At 69.0% G+C, this 14,567-nt stretch carries 15 protein-coding genes; 13 read left to right on the top strand and 2 right to left on the bottom strand.

Annotation, left to right across the window (positions count from 1 at the left end):
• The first annotated feature begins 36 nt into the window (after positions 1-36).
• Positions 37-663 carry an NUDIX hydrolase gene (locus tag NNI01S_RS16350; RefSeq protein WP_084488917.1) on the top strand — a complete coding sequence of 209 codons (627 nt, stop codon included), beginning with the start codon at positions 37-39 and terminating at the stop codon, positions 661-663.
• Positions 664-754: 91 nt separating this feature from the next.
• Here the strand turns inward: NNI01S_RS16350 and NNI01S_RS16345 are convergent, their stop codons facing one another.
• Both NNI01S_RS16345 and NNI01S_RS16340 read right to left on the bottom strand, forming a co-directional pair.
• On the bottom strand, positions 755-1,087 hold the full coding sequence (locus NNI01S_RS16345; protein WP_063020977.1) for a YnfA family protein: 333 nt from the start codon (positions 1,085-1,087) through the stop codon (positions 755-757).
• Positions 1,084-1,869 carry a metallophosphoesterase family protein gene (locus NNI01S_RS16340; protein WP_245676206.1) on the bottom strand — a complete coding sequence of 262 codons (786 nt, stop codon included), beginning with the start codon at positions 1,867-1,869 and terminating at the stop codon, positions 1,084-1,086. The genes NNI01S_RS16345 and NNI01S_RS16340 overlap by 4 nt, the downstream gene beginning before the upstream one ends.
• 245 nt (positions 1,870-2,114) lie before the next feature.
• Here NNI01S_RS16340 and NNI01S_RS16335 point away from each other — a divergent pair, with 245 nt between their 5' ends.
• The 12 genes from NNI01S_RS16335 to NNI01S_RS16280 form a co-directional block, all read left to right on the top strand.
• Positions 2,115-3,092 carry an alkaline phosphatase family protein gene (locus NNI01S_RS16335; RefSeq protein WP_084488853.1) on the top strand — a complete coding sequence of 326 codons (978 nt, stop codon included), beginning with the start codon at positions 2,115-2,117 and terminating at the stop codon, positions 3,090-3,092.
• Positions 3,093-3,453: 361 nt separating this feature from the next.
• Complete coding sequence (locus NNI01S_RS16330) at positions 3,454-5,862, top strand: RelA/SpoT family protein (RefSeq protein ID WP_063020976.1); 2,409 nt, start codon at positions 3,454-3,456, stop codon at positions 5,860-5,862.
• A 305-nt stretch (positions 5,863-6,167) separates the two neighbouring features.
• Positions 6,168-7,763: a cutinase family protein gene (locus tag NNI01S_RS16325; RefSeq protein ID WP_084488851.1), complete on the top strand. Its 1,596-nt coding sequence runs from the start codon at positions 6,168-6,170 to the stop codon at positions 7,761-7,763.
• Between the two features lie 57 nt (positions 7,764-7,820).
• Positions 7,821-8,792 (top strand): DUF8176 domain-containing protein, encoded by a 972-nt coding sequence (locus NNI01S_RS16320; protein ID WP_063020974.1) that lies wholly within the window; start codon positions 7,821-7,823, stop codon positions 8,790-8,792.
• A gap of 15 nt (positions 8,793-8,807) precedes the next feature.
• Positions 8,808-9,686 carry a MinD/ParA family ATP-binding protein gene (locus NNI01S_RS16315; protein WP_063020973.1) on the top strand — a complete coding sequence of 293 codons (879 nt, stop codon included), beginning with the start codon at positions 8,808-8,810 and terminating at the stop codon, positions 9,684-9,686.
• Positions 9,683-10,345 (top strand): DUF6668 family protein, encoded by a 663-nt coding sequence (locus tag NNI01S_RS16310; protein WP_063020972.1) that lies wholly within the window; start codon positions 9,683-9,685, stop codon positions 10,343-10,345. The genes NNI01S_RS16315 and NNI01S_RS16310 overlap by 4 nt, the downstream gene beginning before the upstream one ends.
• A 51-nt stretch (positions 10,346-10,396) precedes the next feature.
• Complete coding sequence (locus NNI01S_RS16305; RefSeq protein ID WP_039799032.1) at positions 10,397-10,693, top strand: hypothetical protein; 297 nt, start codon at positions 10,397-10,399, stop codon at positions 10,691-10,693.
• A gap of 23 nt (positions 10,694-10,716) precedes the next feature.
• Positions 10,717-10,977 carry a hypothetical protein gene (locus NNI01S_RS16300; protein ID WP_063917527.1) on the top strand — a complete coding sequence of 87 codons (261 nt, stop codon included), beginning with the start codon at positions 10,717-10,719 and terminating at the stop codon, positions 10,975-10,977.
• Between the two features lie 31 nt (positions 10,978-11,008).
• Complete coding sequence (locus NNI01S_RS16295) at positions 11,009-11,665, top strand: DUF8175 domain-containg protein (protein WP_245676204.1); 657 nt, start codon at positions 11,009-11,011, stop codon at positions 11,663-11,665.
• Entirely contained in the window at positions 11,662-12,474 is an 813-nt protein-coding gene (locus NNI01S_RS16290; RefSeq protein WP_063020970.1) for a DUF8175 domain-containg protein, read from the top strand. Before NNI01S_RS16295 ends, NNI01S_RS16290 begins: the two co-directional genes overlap by 4 nt.
• 23 nt (positions 12,475-12,497) lie before the next feature.
• Complete coding sequence (locus NNI01S_RS34565; RefSeq protein ID WP_063917516.1) at positions 12,498-13,301, top strand: DUF8175 domain-containg protein; 804 nt, start codon at positions 12,498-12,500, stop codon at positions 13,299-13,301.
• 38 nt (positions 13,302-13,339) lie between these two features.
• Positions 13,340-14,567, top strand: a 1,228-nt coding sequence (locus NNI01S_RS16280) for a conjugal transfer protein TraG N-terminal domain-containing protein (protein WP_245676203.1), incomplete at its 3' end; no start/stop codon positions are given.

The following is a 14,567-nucleotide window of genomic DNA, read 5'->3' as shown; positions in this document are numbered from 1 at the left end:
GACGGACGCGCGGCCGGTCGGGCAGGATGAATGGCCGTGGAACAGTCCGTTGTGTCGGTGGATGTCGTGGCGTTGCGGTTCTGGGACGAGGACGGCGGCGTCCGGTTCGGGATCGCACCCCGCGCGATGGAGCCGTTCGCGGGACAACCCGCCTTGCCCGGTGTGCTGCTCGGCCGGGGGGAGCGGCTCGCGATCGCGGCGCGGCGAGCGGTGCACACCAAACTGGGCGTCCCGGAGGCAGCCATCGGCGCGGTGGGGCAGTTGGTGACTTTCGACGAACCGAACCGTGACCCGCGCGGTCCGACGTTGTCGATCGCGATGTGGGCGGTGGTGGGGCCGCACGAAGGACCGGCGCGCTGGACCGGGTTCGACGAGGTGCCGCAGCTGGCGTTCGACCACAATCGCATCGTCGTGGAGGCCCGCGATGTCTTGACGCGGTTGCTGTGGAAGGACCTGACGTTCACCCGAGCCCTGCTCGGCGCGGAATTTCCCGCGACCAGGGCCGTGGCGGCCGCCACCACGCTGTCCGGAGCCCGGCCCGACGCCGCGAACCTGAACCGCACGCTGGCGGCCATCCCTGGCCTGGCGCGCACCACCGAACGACGTCGCGTCAAAGCGACCGGCCGGCCGGCGGCGGTGTGGGCTTTCGGCGCGCCGGAGTGAAAGCGCCCGCCGCGTCGCCCGCGGCGTTTCGGCCTCGAATCGGCATGGCGAGGGTTCCTGCCGAAACGGTTGTAAGGGCAGTGCCCCGGGGTCAGCGACGCGGCGCGTACATGATGACCGCGACGCCGGCGAGGCAGATCGCCGCGCCGAGGTAGTCCCAGCGATCGGGGCGGAACTTGTCCACCAGCACGCCCCAGGCCAGCGACCCGGCGACGAAGACACCGCCGTAGGCGGCGAGGATGCGGCCGAAGTTCGGGTCGGGCTGGAAGGTGGCGACGAAACCGTAGGCGCCGAGGGCCAGGACGCCCGCGGCGATCCAGACGACGCCCCGCTGTTCGCGCCAGCCCTGCCACACCAGCCAGGCGCCGCCGATCTCGGCGAGCGCCGCGAGGGCGAACAGCAGCAGCGAACGGGCGACGGTCATGGCCGGGACGGTACGCGACCGCGGTCCTCCGGGCGCTCTGAGCCCGGGACGATCTCGTAGACGGCGTAACTGCGGCCCAGCACGGGGTAGGACACATTGCGCACCGGCACACCGCCTCGGGTGCGCCCGAATTCCGTTCCGCCATGGGCATGTCCGTGCACGGCGAGCGTCGCCCCGCCCGCGTCCACCGATTCGGCCAGATCATGGCAGCCGAGTCCGGGATAGATCTTGGGCGGCTCACCGGCCAATGTGTCGACGACCGGAGCGAAATGCATGAGAGCGATGCGGGTTTCGCAGTCGAGGAGGTCGAGTGCCTGGCGCAGGCGGAGGGCGTCGAGCGGACCGCGTCGCATGCGGACGCGGTGTTCGGCGGACCCCTCGTCCGGGGTGCCGGGATGGCCGGGAAAGCCGCCGCTGCCACCCATGACCCCGGCGATCCCCAGACGGGTGTCCCTGACCTCGAGCGTGATCGCGGTGCCGTCCAGCACGTGGATGCCCAGTGCGGTGAGCCGTGCCGCGATCAGGTAGCCCGATCGGTGATCGTGATCGTGGTTGCCGAGCACGGCGACCACAGGGACGCGAAGGCCGTCGAGTTCGGCGCACAGCAGATCCGTTTCCGCTCGGGTGCCGCCATCGGTGAGATCGCCTGCCAGCAGCAGGATGTCGGCGTCCGCGGACAGGTGACGGAAGTCGGGACGGAAGCGTCCGGCCACCGCCGCGCGCATGTGCAGGTCGGCGACGGCCGCGACGCGAATGCACCCGGCGGTGCGCGCTGCGGTCACGAGGGCCAGTCGGCCATATCGTCGAAGGCGTGTCAAGCCGCGGATCGCGGTCTGCGGGAGCGCGGGCCGGAAACTCCGCGTTCACCTGGCCGCGACTCTTCGTGAAGTTGGGATATAGCTTCCCGCTATTCCGTGTTCAAGGCCTGTTCAGTGGGGCGACAAGCAGTGTGGCCCCCGGTGAAACGTCCATGAACAGTGCCGCGGCGGGCTATCGCGCGTGCCGGACGGTCCCGCATGGTCGCGGTATGAGCCGAGCGCGACTGCTGTCGAAAGTCGTTGCCGCCGCGGCGGCCGTGTTCCTGCCGCTGTCCGCGGCGGCAGGCGTCGCGCTGGGCGAGACGCCTGCGGCCAAGGTGGTCGTGATCGGCTTGGACGGTCTGATGTACGAGAAGATCGAGCAGGCGAAGGCGCCGAATCTGCTGCGGCTGAGCGGCGAAGGTTTGCTGAGCCGTTCGTCGATCGCCCCGCACATCACCATCTCGGGCCCGTCGTGGGCCAGTGTGCTGACCGGCGTATGGGATCGCAAGCGCGGCATCACGAACAACCAGTTCACCGCCGAACCGTTCACGCGCTACCCGTCGGTCTTCACCCGGCTCGAACGGGCGCGGCCGGCGCTGAAGACGCAATCCATCGCCACCTGGGACCAGATCGCCACCATGACCGGCAGCGGCAGCCCGCGCGCTGACGTCGTCGTCTCCACCGCGCCCGTGCCGGACGATCCGGACGAGTCCCGCACCGACGCCGCCACCGCCGAAGCCGTGGCCGCCGCGATCGTCAAATTCGCGCCCGACCTGCTGTTCACCCATCTGGACCAGGTGGATCACGCCGGTCACGACGCCGGCGGCGCTGCACGGGCCTATCTGGACGCCGTCACGCGTATCGACGCCCTGGTCGGTCGCATCATCGCCGCCGTGGACGCCCGCACCGCCGCCCATCCCGCCGAACGGTGGACCGTGCTCGTCACCGCCGACCACGGCCACACGCCCAAGGGCGGCCACGGCGGTCAGTCGCCGGACGAGACGACCAACTTCGTCATCGCTCGCGGCCCGGACTTCCGGGCCGGCGCCACCAGCACTCGAGCGACCCTGGTCGACATCACCCCGACGGTGCTCGACATCCTCGATGTCGCTCCCGCCGCCGAAATCGACGGTCACTCCCTGCGTCCGGAGCCAGGATCCGCCCGTACTCCGTTGTCCGGATCCCGGCCCGCCGCGATTCGCTGACGCGGACTCGCTCGCAGAATTCGCGATTCCCCCTCGATCACCGGTCGGGGCCGGCTCTGCTTCCCGAGTCGTCGCAACCGCGCTTCGATTGCAGCGAATGCCCTGGTTATCGCGTTCTTTATGGCGTATCGAACGGCGGTCGGTCACGGGTTGGCTACCGGGGTGAATGGACTGCGGTCGTCCGATTCGTGGCCGGCGCCCGGTGCCCTGGAGACCGCCTCCCTTCCTCGTCCCGACACCCCCGGGCGCAACCTTCGTCAGCGGAGCGGACGTGGGTGCTCCGCCCGGACTAAAGTTGGTGGTCCGGGAGGTTGCACCGGTCGGATAGGGTGGTCCGATCGAGGCGCGGAGAGGTGGTGGCATGACTCAGCATCTGGGCGAGGCGAAGGTCGAGCAATCGACGTCGGGCCCGCGGCCGAACGGTGCGGGCGCCACCGACGCCGCGCAGGCCGCGAAGCCGCCGACGCCGGCGAACGCGACGCCTCCACGTCAGCCCGGCGCCTCCTCCGCCGTGCCGTCCTCGGCCTCGCGCCGGGTGCGTGCGCGCCTGGCCAGGCGCATGACCGGGCAGCGCGGCATCGCGGCGGTCAAGCCGGTGCTCGAGCCGTTGGCCACCGTCCACCGCGAGCTGTACCCGAAAGCGAACCTGACGCTGCTGCAGCGCGCGTTCGACGTGGCCGACGAGCGGCACAAGCATCAGTTCCGCAAATCGGGTGACCCTTACATCACCCACCCGCTCGCCGTGGCCAACATCCTCGCCGAACTCGGCATGGACACCACCACGCTGGTGGCGGCGCTGCTGCACGACACGGTGGAGGACACCGGCTACAGCCTCGAACAGCTCACTCAGGACTTCGGCTCCGAGGTCGCACACCTCGTCGATGGCGTCACCAAGCTGGACAAGGTCAATCTGGGCGCCGCCGCCGAGGCGGAGACCATCCGCAAGATGATCATCGCGATGGCCCGCGACCCGCGCGTGCTGGTCATCAAAGTGGCCGACCGGCTGCACAACATGCGGACCATGCGGTTCCTGCCGCCGGAGAAGCAGGCGAAGAAGGCCAAGGAGACGCTGGAGGTCATCGCTCCGCTCGCCCACCGCCTCGGTATGGCGACGGTGAAGTGGGAGCTGGAGGACCTGGCCTTCGCGATCCTGCACCCGAAGAAATACGACGAAATCGTCCGGCTCGTCGCCGACCGCGCCCCCTCGCGCGACACCTACCTGGCGAAGGTGCGGGCCGAGATCGTCAACACGCTGGCCGCCTCCAGGATCAACGCGATCGTCGAGGGCCGCCCGAAGCACTACTGGTCGATCTACCAGAAGATGATCGTCAAGGGGAAGGACTTCGACGACATCCACGACCTGGTCGGCATCCGCATCCTGTGCGACGAGGTGCGCGACTGCTACGCGGCCGTCGGCGTGGTGCACTCGCTGTGGCAGCCCATGGCGGGCCGGTTCAAGGACTACATCGCCCAGCCGCGCTATGGCGTCTACCAGTCGCTGCACACCACCGTTGTCGGCCCGGACGGCAAGCCCTTGGAGGTGCAGATCCGCACCCAGGACATGCACCGCACCGCGGAGTTCGGCATCGCCGCGCACTGGCGCTACAAGGAGACCCGCGGCAAACACTCCAACGACACCGCCGAGGTCGACGACATGGCGTGGATGCGCCAGCTGCTGGACTGGCAACGGGAAGCGGCCGACCCGGCCGAATTCCTGGAGTCGCTGCGCTTCGACCTGAAATCGCCGGAGATCTTCGTGTTCACGCCGAAGGGCGATGTGATCACGCTGCCGCAGAAGTCGACGCCGGTCGACTTCGCCTACGCCGTGCACACCGAGGTGGGCCACCGCTGCATCGGCGCCCGGGTGAACGGGCGCCTGGTCGCGCTGGAGCGCCAGCTGGAGAACGGCGAGGTCGTCGAGGTATTCACCTCCAAGGCGCAGAACGCCGGGCCCAGCCGCGACTGGCAGAACTTCGTGGTGTCGCCGCGCGCCAAGGCGAAGATCCGCCAATGGTTCGCCAAGGAGCGGCGCGAGGAGGCGCTGGAGAGCGGCAAGGAGCAGATCTCCAAGGAGGTCCGCCGCGTCGGGCTGCCGCTGCAGCGGTTGATGAGCGTCGACGCGATGACGGCCGTCGCTCACGAACTGCACTACACCGACATCTCCACGCTCTACACCGCGGTCGGCGAGCACCAGGTCTCCGCGCACCACGTGGTGCAGCGGCTGATGGCGCAGCTCGGCGGCATCGGCGACGTGGAGAACGAGCTGGCCGAGCGCTCCACCCCGTCGACCACGCCGAGCAGGCAGCGGGTCACCGGCGACGCGGGCGTGCTGATCCCCGGCGCCCCGGGCACGGTCGCCAAGCTGGCCAAGTGCTGCACCCCGGTGCCCGGTGACGAGATCATGGGCTTCGTGACCCGTGGCGGCGCGGTGAGCGTGCACCGTACCGACTGCACGAACGCCGGTTCGTTGCGTGAGCAGGCCGAGCGGATCATCGACGTGTCCTGGGCGCCGTCGCCGTCCTCGGTGTTCCTGGTCGCGATCCAGATCGAAGCGCTCGATCGCACGCGGCTGCTGTCCGACGTGACCAAGGTGCTGGCCGACGAGAAGGTCAACATCCTGTCCGCCTCCGTGGCCACGCACGGCGACCGGGTGGCGATCAGCAAGTTCACCTTCGAGATGGGCGATCCGAAACATCTGGGGCACTTGCTCAACGTGGTGCGCAACGTGGAGGGCGTCTACGACGTCTACCGCGTCACCTCCGCGGCGTGAGCGCGCCCACGCCTGGGTCTGTAAGCCGTTGATCTCCTGATCCCGCAAGGCGTTTCGATTCGCCCGAGCTTCCGTTTCCGGGGCTTGTCAACCCAGGCGGGTCTGCCGGAAAGTTGTCGGACAGATTTCCTGAACGCGCCGCGGTGTGTCGCGTTCATGTCGGTGTGTCGTGGAAGTTTTCCGTGGATGCGGCAGTAATAGCCGGAATCTGTTACCGTCTATGGCGTTTCATGGCGTTGAGGTAGCTGCGGCAGACGACTTGATTGCGGATCGCTATGACTGGATACACGGCAAGACTCTCGGGGATGCTGGTAGCACTCGCCGTGGCTGTGGCGACCGCCGGTGTCGCCACAGCGGAGCCGTCGGATCCCGGTCCCTCCACGAAGATTCGGCTCACGACCTGTCCCGCGTTGTACGCCTTGGGAATTCAGGGCACCGGTGAGTCCTCCCCGGACGCGGCGCCCACCACCGACACCGGCATGCTCTCCACGGTCTTCCGGCCGATGATGGCGAAAGCTCCCGATACCGGCCTGGTCGATCGCGCTTACGTGCCCTACGAATCCGGTTTCGGCGGCGCGACAGCCGGTGGTGCGGCGCCTTACTCGGAATCGGTGGCCGGCGGCCTCGCCCGTCTGCGCGGCATGGCCGAAACCGTCGCCGATGCCTGCCCCGGCAGCCGCTTCGCGGTGGTCGGATATTCGCAGGGCGCGCACGTCGCCTCGATGTTCGCGCAGGAGGTCGGCCAGGGCCGCGGTGTGCTGCCCGCCGAGAAGGTCGCTGCCGTAGCGTTGTTCGCCGACCCGACCCGCAATCCCGGTGCGCCGCTGTTTCCCGGCGCGCCCGGCAAGGCGACGCCGGACCCGGCGCCGGGCACCACGGGTGACCGGCTGGCATCCATCGCCGCGCTGCCACAGGCGCCTGCGACCGGCGGCGGCATCGGACCGGAGCGGGACAAGGCCGCGAACTTCGGCGCACTCACCGGCCGGGTGGCGAGTTTCTGCGCGGCGGGTGATCTCGCCTGCGACGCCCCGGACGGCGCGCCCATCCTGAAGGCGGTCGCCAATGTGGCAGGCCAGTCCAAACTCAGCGGCGGCGACCCGATCGCCTCGCTGGTGTCGATCGCGCAAGCGCTGGCGTTCACCTCGATCAAGACCGCGACCCAAGTGGTGAACGCGGACATCGCGGGCAATTCGCTGGCCACCCTGTCGATCTCGCCCGAGAAGTCGATCTCGCAGCGTCTCGCCGACGCCTCGGATCCGCGCACGCCGCTGAATCTGCCCGGCGCGCTGCAGGCGCTGCTGAAGGTCGGCATGATCGGCTTGAACTCCGTGATCGCGGTGGTCCGGACGGTGATCAATCCGGCGAACATCTCCGAGCTGGCCACCGCCGGCCTGGCGAATCCGCCCGCCGCCTTGTTGTCACTCGGCGCCCGCTTGCTCGGCGCCGTCCCCCAGCTGATTCCGCCCACCACCGGCGTCCGGCTGATCACCCAGGCCTTCGACGCGGTGGTGCAGAACATCACCGACAACAGCGAGTTGCTGAACACGACCACGTGGGTGCGCTACTGGGACACCGTGCAGCGCCACACCGGCTACAACAGCGCCGTCGTCGCGGCGAACGGTGAGGCTCCCACCCAATTCGTCGCCGGTTGGTTCGCGGCGATCGCTCGCGACATCGCCGATGCCTTCGGCGGCAAGGCCGAGCCCCGGCCCGTGCTGGAGAAACAGCCGACCGGATTCTTCGGGGACGGCTCCGGCGCGTCTCCCACGCCGAGTTCGTCCGGTACGGGACAATTTCCGTTCGGGACAGGAGCCGATGGCGCCTCATCCAGCGGCGTGACATCGATTCCGCCCACCGACCGAACCGGCACACCCAACACCTACCCGTTCTCCACGAACTGATCGCCGAGAGGGTCCGACGATGCGATACTGCGTGCCCTGCTCTGCGGGAATGGGGGAATGTTGAAGTCGTACAAACAGCTTTCCCGCTGGTACGGCGCTCTGGAGCCGGATACCGGTGCGCCGGAGAAGAGCGAGCCGGATGAGGCGAACACCATCATCCCCGCGGACGACGACAGGCCTTCGCGCTACCCCGACCACCTCCCTGACCACCTCCGCGGCGACGACGAGCCGTGGCAGCGCAGGCCCGAGGAGGTTCCGTCGGATCTGCCCGCCCAGCGCAGCGAGTTCACCGGCGGCTGGTCGGATTGGGTGGTGAGCGGCCATGCCCCCGGCCCCGACGACGACTATGTCGCGCCGCGGCACACCGACCCCGTGCCGTTCCCGTGGGCCGACGACGAGCACGACCCGGTCGAGCGCCCGCGTCCCGCGGAGTCGCGCGCGCTACGGCAGGCCGCCCGCGCCCACCCGGCCGTACGCCGGGCCCGGCTGCTGATCCTGGTGATCGTGGCGGTGCTCGTCATCGCCGTCGTGGCCGTGGGTGTGCTGCTCCTGCTGCGCTCTGCCGCCGACCGCGCCGCGCAGCCGAGGGACTCGCATGTTTCCGCGTCGGTGCAGCTCACCGTCGGGGGCGCCCAGGCGGTCGGTAACCCTCGCGCGGTCGGCGCCTGCCCGACGGAGCGCACCGACGCGATCGTGCGCAGCGCGGAGGCGGGCGGCACGGGCTCCGGGCCGGACGCGGTGCTGTCGTTCCAGTACGCGTATTACGTGGAACGCTCCGGCGAACGAGCTCGCGCGGCCGTCGCGCCGGACGCCAACGTCCAGCCGGCGCCGATCATCCAGCGGGGGATCGATTCCGTCCCGGTGGGCACGACGCATTGCGTGCGGATCGTGACGGTCGGAGAAAACCGGTATTCGGTGGAGGTCACCGAATACCGGCCCGGCGGCGCGCCCGCCACGTACAGCAGGCAGACGGTCACCACCGCGGTGATCGACGGTCGCACCCTGATCACGGGTATCGCGGCCGGATAGAGGAGAGCAGAGGCGATGGGAGAGGACTGGAGCCGCTGGCTCGACGAGGCGCCCGGGGAGGGCGCGGCGTCGAGCCGGCCGGTGCGTTCCAAGGCTCCGGTGGTGCGGTTGCGGCGCGGCAAGGGCGACGGCTCGGAAGCGGATCATCCGGTGCAGCGGCCGATCCTGGTGGTCGGCGGCTGCGGTGGTGCGGGTACCACCACGACGGCGTTGGGTTTGGCGGGTGAGCTCGGTTCGGGCGGCACGCCGACGGTCGCGGTGGACGCCACCTCGTCGGGCAGCGATCTCGCGCTGCGCGGCGCGGACGAGCACCTGCACCCGATCAGTTTGCAGTCCTGGCTGTACGGACGCGGTGACGACGAGCCCGCGCCCCTGAAGGAGTGCCTGTCACGGGCGACTTCGGGCATCGGGCTGCTCTGGCGCGACGCCGCGCCACTGCGCAGGCGTGCGACCTATCTCACGGTCGCCCGCGCGGTGCGCGAGGCCGGATACACCGGCGTCTACGACGGGGGACATCCGATTGCCGCCCGGCAACTGCTTCCCCTGCTCGATGACGCGGATGTGGCTCTGGTGCTTGCCATTCCGGCCCGCAACGACGCGGCCAACCGGCTGCGAGTCGCCCTGGAATGGCTCGACGACCAGTTCGGCGAGACCGGGGAAGGGCACGGCGGCGGCGTCGTCGGCGACACCACGATCGTCGTCTCACATCAGTACCCCGGCGACGATTCCCGGGTAGCCGATCATTTGCGTGAACACCTGTCCGGCTGGGTTCGGGATATCAGGGAGATTCCCTACGATCCGCATCTGGCCCGTGGTGAACTCGTGCGGCACGCCTCGTTGGCCGCCGAGACGCGCCGGGCGTATGGGCGGCTGCTCGCCGGGGTGGCATCATGACCGCCGCCATGATTTTTCCGCGTCAGCCCGACCCAGCGCCCGCCGGTGTGATCGCTCCGCCGGAGTCCCGCCGCGCCGCCGTCTGGGACCGTCCCGTGCCGGGTGTCGGCCGGGCGCCGCTGGTCTGGCTGCTGGGTGTGCACGGTGGAGCCGGAGCCAGTACCCTCGCGCATGTGCTTGCGCCCGCGGCGGATTCGGGCCGCCGCTGGCCCGGCGTCTTCGACCGCGAAAGTCCGTTCGTCGTCCTCGTCGCACGAGAGACCATCGCCGGTCTGTCCCGCGCGCACGACCTACTGCGCCAACATCTTTCGGGTTTCGCCGGTCCCTCCGACGTGCTCGGCCTGATCACCGTCGCCGCCCGGCCCGGCCGGATGGCTCCGGAGATCCGGCGCTACCGCGACGTGGTCGCCTCGTTGGCCGGACAGGTGTGGCAGGTGCCGTGGTACGAGGAATGGACGCTGGTCGAACCCGAGCAGCTGCCGGTGTGGTCGCCCGGTGATCCGATGCCATCCAGGAAACGCAAGCTCGATCTGCTGGAGGAAGTCCCGCTCGATGTCCGAGAGCTCGGCGCCGACATCGTGGCGGCCGCTCGGACGGCACTGGAGGAGGCCGGCTACGACCGCCGGTCACCGGATCTCCGAAAGCCGCCCGATGAGTGAACGTTCGCATCGAATCGGCGACAACCACCCACTATTCGAGAAAGGCACCCGATGAGCACGCTCCTCCTCGCCGTGCAGGACACGTACGGCACCGTCCTCGCGCAAGTCGGTAATCCGACGCCCGAGGCGCCGCCGGGCTCGGAGAAGATCCTGCAGCTGGTGCGCTATCTCACCTGGTTCGTCCTGCTGTCCGGCATCTGCGGCATCGTCTACGCGGGTGGCAAATTCGCCTGGGAGAAGTGGACCGGCGGTGGCCTGGAGTCGCCGAAGATGGTGGCGGGCGCGATGATCGGCGGCGTGGTCGCCACCAGCGCGGGCACCATCATGAACGCCGTCATCGGTACCTGAGGCCGACGATGGGTACCGTACGCATGTCCGCGGCGGAGCTGCTGGCCTACAAGCAGATGCCCGCCGATGTCCTGGCGCCGCTGATGCAACTGCTGAACTGGCTGCTGTGGTTCGTCCTGCTGGTGTGCCTGGCCTGGATGATCGTGTCCGCGGGGAAGCTGTGGCTGGTCTTCCGCAGCGACCTGGCCATGAACGATGCCTCGCACGGCGTGCTGATGAGCCTGCTGGGTGCCGTGGTGGCGAGCACGGCGTCGGGGATCGCCCTGGCGTTCCTGCCCGCGTGAGCCGGCGGAGCGGGACGGGGACGACTCGGGAATGACTTCGACAGTACTGCGACCGGCGGACTCCACGGTGTGGCGGCGCGACATCCGCCGCCCCGCGGCCGGAGTCGTCGGCGCCGCGCTGCTGTTCGCGGCGGTCGGCTGCGGCGGTGGTGCGGACTCGGTGGAGCCGGACCTCTCGGCCGCGCCCACCAACGTGCGGTGGCAGCCGTTCCAAGGTGTGCCGCTGCCGCAGACCGACCAGGGACCCCGGTCCACGGCCGACGGCGTGGCGACCGGTTTCGAGCGCTCGCCGCGCGGTGCGGCCGTCGCCGCGCTGACCCACTCGGTGCGCCTCGCGGTGGCGGCCGATACGCAGTGGGCGAAAATAGCTGCCGGAGAAGTGGTTCCGGGGGCAGCCAAGGACGAGTGGGCGATCAACCGGGTGCAGTTGTCGGTCACCGGCCCGGCGGCCCCGGAGTTCGCGCCACGTTTGCTCGGCTACAAGATCACCGGTTACACCGAATGGCGTTCGACCGTCGACGTGTACACCGAATACTCCGACCGGTCGAAGGCGGTGCACCACACGGCGGTCGAGTGGTTCGGCGACGACTGGAGATTACGGCTGCCGGATCCGGACTCGACCGCGAGACCGCTCGATTCGATCGACGCATTACCTACCGACATCGTGAAACTGGAGGCACCGACGTGAGCGACAGGGAGTCGTACGCGCGCGACCGTGTCTCTTTCGGGATCATCGCCTCCGCGGCCGTGCTGGCACTCATCGTGGTCGTCGGCATCTTCGTCTTCGTCAGCCGCGACGAGGAGCCGGTAGGCGGCGCCCCCGCCGTCACCGAGGGCTCGGGCGGCACCGGCTTCGCGAGCCCCGAGGTGGACATCCTCGGCAGGCGCGTGGACATACCGAACAACGCTGCCGGACAACCGCTTCCGCAAGACCCCTCCCGGCAGCGCAAGCCCACCGACCCGGACTGGCTGACCGCGGCGCCGGAGGGCACCACCGAGCCGCACGGCTGGCAACGGGTCTTCGGCGCCTCCGTCCCGTTCTCCACCTCGGACGGGCCGACGCGGATCGAGGACGACCTGGCCGTCGGCTACTCGCACACCCCGCAGGGCGCGGTGCTGGCCGCGGCGCAGATCACCTACCGGCTCAATGCCCGTCCCGCCGACCGTGACCTGTATGTGCGCCAGGTCCGTGTCTCCGCCCAGCAGATCGCCGCCTACGACAAGGCGCTGGCCGACGACCGCCTGCCCGAGCAGCAGCCGGAGAAGGTGACCCGCTACTTCGTCGCCTCGGACGCGTTCAAGGTGGACGACTACGCCGACGATCTGGCCATCGTCCGGCTGGCTACCAGGGGCCCGGTGGTGGACGGCAAACAGCTGTGGGCGGCGACGCGGCTGGTCATGGTGTGGGACGCGAGTGACTGGCGGCTGAAGCCCGCAACCACCAACAATGCCCAGACCGAGTACATCGAGTCCTTGCAGGGGTGGACGAAGTGGTGAGCCGTAGAAGGTCTCCTGAGCGCATGCCGCTGGCTGTACTCGGCGCAGGCGCGGTACTAGCGGTGGCGGTAGCCGCAGTTGTCACTGTGGTCGTTGTTCAGGACGACACGCCGCAAGACCGGGTCGTGCAGACGACGACCTCGGAGAGTCCGTCTGGCAGGCCTGCTGCCGAGTCGTCATTCATCGGTTCCGATAAGGACTCCTTCGGTCATCGTTTCGATATCTCGAAAGATCCTGCCGGACAGGCTCTTCCACAGTCGGGTACGCAACGGACGCCGGCCGATCCGGAGTGGCGGACCGGCGCGCCGGGCGGGACGAACCAGCCTGGTGGTTGGCAGCAGGTGTACGGCGGACCCATCATTCCCTTCTCGACGACCGATGGACCGGCACACATCGACAACGGCGTACCGTCGGGATTCGCCAAGACCCCGCAGGGTGCCGCGTTGGCCGCCGAACAGATCTACTGGCGGACCGTGGCACGACCCACCGACCACACGCTGTGGCAGCGATTGGTGATCCTCACCCCCGAGGAACTTGCCGACAGGGGGCGCAAGATCGCCGAGGGCAAAGTGCCCGACGTCTTGCCGGAGAGTGCCAAGCCACTGCTGTACGCGTCCGACGCTTTTCGAATCGAAAGCTATGGTGACGATTTCGCTGTTGTTCGTGTCGCTCGCAAGACCCGTGATTTTCTGCACGGCGGGCGAAGTTGGGTCGCCATGAGACTCAACGTGGTATGGCGTGACGGTGGCTGGAGACTGAAGTCGTCCGCGGGCGACGCGCAGCCGCTCGAGACGATCGGTTCGATCGATGGGTGGACACAATGGTGAGGCGGCTAGTCACAATCCTCGCGGTCATCTTCACAGTGATGATCGCGACTCCGACCGTGGCCTACGGCCAGACGTACGGCTTCGACAATACGTGCAACGAAATCCACGACACTCTCGACGGCGTCGGACTCCCCGGCTTCAGCCTCGGCGACGCCGCGTCCGCCGCCTGCAAGGCGGGTAATGCCGCCTCGCATCCCGGCCAGGCGGCGACGGCGGTGAAGGACAAGGCCTGGGATTCGACCTTCGGCAAGGTGGTCGATTCGCTGATGAACGGTCTCGGCGAGGCCATCATCCTGGCTCTGACCTTCTGGATGAAAGTGCCCAACGAGGCGGCCAGCGATTCCGGCTCGCTGTTCACCAAGATCAACGACTACACCTACCAAGCGCAGATCCTGCTGTTGATCGCGTCGGTCATCCTGTCCGGCGCGCGATTGGCCGAAGCCAGACGCGGGGCCGCGATGAACGAAGCGGCCGAATCGTTCCGGATGTTCACTCGCGTCGTGTTCAGCTCCTGGATGCTCGGCGCGGTGATCGTCGCGGGCACACAGGCGTCCGACCGCTTCGCCGAATGGATCATCGACGACTCGACCAACGGCAACGCCAAGGATCTCGCCGAGCTGATGGTGAAAACCAGTAAGTTGCAGGCATTTTCGCCGGGGCTGGTGCTGATCATCGCGATCGTCGGCCTGCTCGGCGCGCTCGCGCAGATCGTGCTCGCCATCGTGCGGCAAGGGCTGCTGGTGATCGCGGCAGGCGTGCTGCCGCTGGCGGCGGCGGCCTCCGGCATGAATATCGGTAAGCAGTCCTATCAGAAGCTCATCGGCTGGATCATCGCGTTCATGCTGTGGAAACCGGTGGCGGCGATCGTCTACATGATCGCGTTCACCACGGCGGGTCACGTCGACTCGCTCACTCCGACCGGCGGCCTGCCCGATGGTGAGCAGGCCCAGCGCATGCTGGTCGCCATCGTGCTGCTGTGCAGCGTGGCGTTCGTGCTGCCCGCGCTCATGCGACTGGTCACTCCGGCCGTCGCGATCGTCGGCAGCGGCGGTTCCGGTTTCACCGCGGCCGGCGGCACCCTGGTGGGCGTTGCGGCCCTGGGCGCCATGGGCACCAAGGCGGTCGGCGTCAAGGGCGGCGCTGCTCCCGGGAGGGCCGGTTATGTGAGCGGCAGCGGCACCGGCCCCCGCCCCGGCGGAGCGGGCGGACCGCGCGGCGGCGGCGCACCCCGCCCGACCTCGCCGCGTGGCGGTGGCGGCCCCCAGG

Origin of the sequence: Nocardia niwae NBRC 108934 = DSM 45340 (assembly GCF_001613465.1) — a bacterium.
GTDB classification, from domain to species: Bacteria; Actinomycetota; Actinomycetes; order Mycobacteriales; family Mycobacteriaceae; genus Nocardia; species Nocardia niwae.
The sequence above is the reverse complement of the archived record's forward strand: the minus strand, read 5'-3'. Positions and strand labels throughout refer to the sequence as shown.

What these genes read in the sequence shown, in the direction of transcription:
- NNI01S_RS16345 (WP_063020977.1), bottom strand. Translation starts at nt 1,087, where the DNA reads ATGACCGTCGCCCGTTCGCTGCTGCTGTTCGCCCTCGCGGCGCTCGCC.
- NNI01S_RS16335 (WP_084488853.1), top strand. Translation starts at nt 2,115, where the DNA reads ATGAGCCGAGCGCGACTGCTGTCGAAAGTCGTTGCCGCCGCGGCGGCC.
- NNI01S_RS16330 (WP_063020976.1), top strand. Translation starts at nt 3,454, where the DNA reads ATGACTCAGCATCTGGGCGAGGCGAAGGTCGAGCAATCGACGTCGGGC.
- NNI01S_RS16325 (WP_084488851.1), top strand. Translation starts at nt 6,168, where the DNA reads ATGCTGGTAGCACTCGCCGTGGCTGTGGCGACCGCCGGTGTCGCCACA.
- NNI01S_RS16320 (WP_063020974.1), top strand. Translation starts at nt 7,821, where the DNA reads ATGTTGAAGTCGTACAAACAGCTTTCCCGCTGGTACGGCGCTCTGGAG.
- NNI01S_RS16315 (WP_063020973.1), top strand. Translation starts at nt 8,808, where the DNA reads ATGGGAGAGGACTGGAGCCGCTGGCTCGACGAGGCGCCCGGGGAGGGC.
- NNI01S_RS16310 (WP_063020972.1), top strand. Translation starts at nt 9,683, where the DNA reads ATGACCGCCGCCATGATTTTTCCGCGTCAGCCCGACCCAGCGCCCGCC.
- NNI01S_RS16305 (WP_039799032.1), top strand. Translation starts at nt 10,397, where the DNA reads ATGAGCACGCTCCTCCTCGCCGTGCAGGACACGTACGGCACCGTCCTC.
- NNI01S_RS16300 (WP_063917527.1), top strand. Translation starts at nt 10,717, where the DNA reads ATGTCCGCGGCGGAGCTGCTGGCCTACAAGCAGATGCCCGCCGATGTC.
- NNI01S_RS16295 (WP_245676204.1), top strand. Translation starts at nt 11,009, where the DNA reads ATGACTTCGACAGTACTGCGACCGGCGGACTCCACGGTGTGGCGGCGC.
- NNI01S_RS34565 (WP_063917516.1), top strand. Translation starts at nt 12,498, where the DNA reads ATGCCGCTGGCTGTACTCGGCGCAGGCGCGGTACTAGCGGTGGCGGTA.